This is a genomic window from Altererythrobacter sp. MTPC7 (genome assembly GCF_042851395.1).
In the GTDB taxonomy this organism is placed as follows: Bacteria; Pseudomonadota; Alphaproteobacteria; order Sphingomonadales; family Sphingomonadaceae; genus CAJXSN01.
The window spans coordinates 1-1,262 of sequence record NZ_BTGS01000042.1; the positions used below are offsets into that span (position 1 = coordinate 1).

At 63.8% G+C, this 1,262-nt stretch carries 1 protein-coding gene; it reads left to right on the forward strand.

All coding sequences use genetic code 11. From position 1 onward, the window contains the following. Positions 1–1,262: UDP-glucose dehydrogenase family protein (locus ACGHJ7_RS14735; RefSeq protein ID WP_390479175.1), on the forward strand; the 1,262-nt coding region annotated here is incomplete at both ends.

Consider the following 1,262-nt stretch of genomic DNA (forward strand, 5'->3'; position numbering starts at 1 on the left):
TGTTTCGCCGATTTCGGTCACGATGTCGTGTGCATCGACAAGGACCCGGCGAAGATCGCCAAGCTGCATGACGGCATCATGCCGATCTACGAACCCGGGCTGGACGCGCTGGTCGAGAGCAATGTGAAGGCGGGCCGCCTCTCCTTCACCACCGATCTTGCAGAGGGCATCGAGGGCGCTTCCGCCATCTTCATTGCTGTCGGCACGCCCAGCCGCCGGGGCGACGGTCATGCTGACCTCACCTACGTCCACGTGGTCGCGCGCGAAATCGGAGAGGCGCTGGCCCACGACGCCGTCGTGGTGACCAAGTCGACCGTGCCTGTCGGCACGGGCGACGAGGTCGAGCGCATCCTTGCGGACAGCGCCGCCGTGAAGGAGCGCGGACTGAAGGTGTCCGTCGTTTCCAATCCCGAATTCCTGCGCGAAGGTGCAGCCATCGGCGACTTCAAGCGCCCCGACCGGATCGTGATCGGGGCGGAGGACGATTTCGGCCGCGAAGTGATGACCGAGGTCTACCGGCCGCTCTTCCTCAACGAGTCGCCGTTGCTGATCGTCAACCGCCGGTCGAGCGAACTGATCAAGTACGCCGCCAACGCCTTCCTCGCGACGAAGATCACTTTCATCAACGAAATGGCGGACCTGTGCGAAAAGGTCGGCGCCAACGTGCAGGACGTGTCGCGCGGGATTGGCATGGATGGCCGGATCGGCCCGAAATTCCTCCATGCTGGCCCCGGCTATGGCGGATCGTGCTTCCCGAAGGACACGCTCGCCCTCCTCAAGACGGCAGAGGATTACGAAAGTCCGACCCGCATCGTTGAAGCCGTGGTCAAGGTGAACGACACTCGAAAGCGTGCAATGGGCCGAAAGGTGCTCGACGCGCTGGGCGGCGCCGAAGCGGCGCGCGGCAAGAAGGTCGCCCTTCTGGGCCTGACGTTCAAACCGAACACCGACGACATGCGCGATTCCCCGGCTATCGCCATTGCGCAGGCGCTGGGCGATGCGGGCGTCGATGTCGCTGCTTATGATCCCGAAGGCATGGCCATCGCTGCCCCGCTGATGCCGGACGTCACCATGTGCGACGATCCCTATTCCGCCATCGAGGGCGCCGATGCCGTCGCTATCGTCACCGAATGGGACGCCTTCCGCGCCCTGGACCTGGGCCGGGTAAAATCGCTCGCGAAGGCGCCGGTCATGGTCGATTTGCGTAATATCTACACACCCGCAGAAATGCGCGCCGCAGGCTTCGAATATTCCAGCATCGG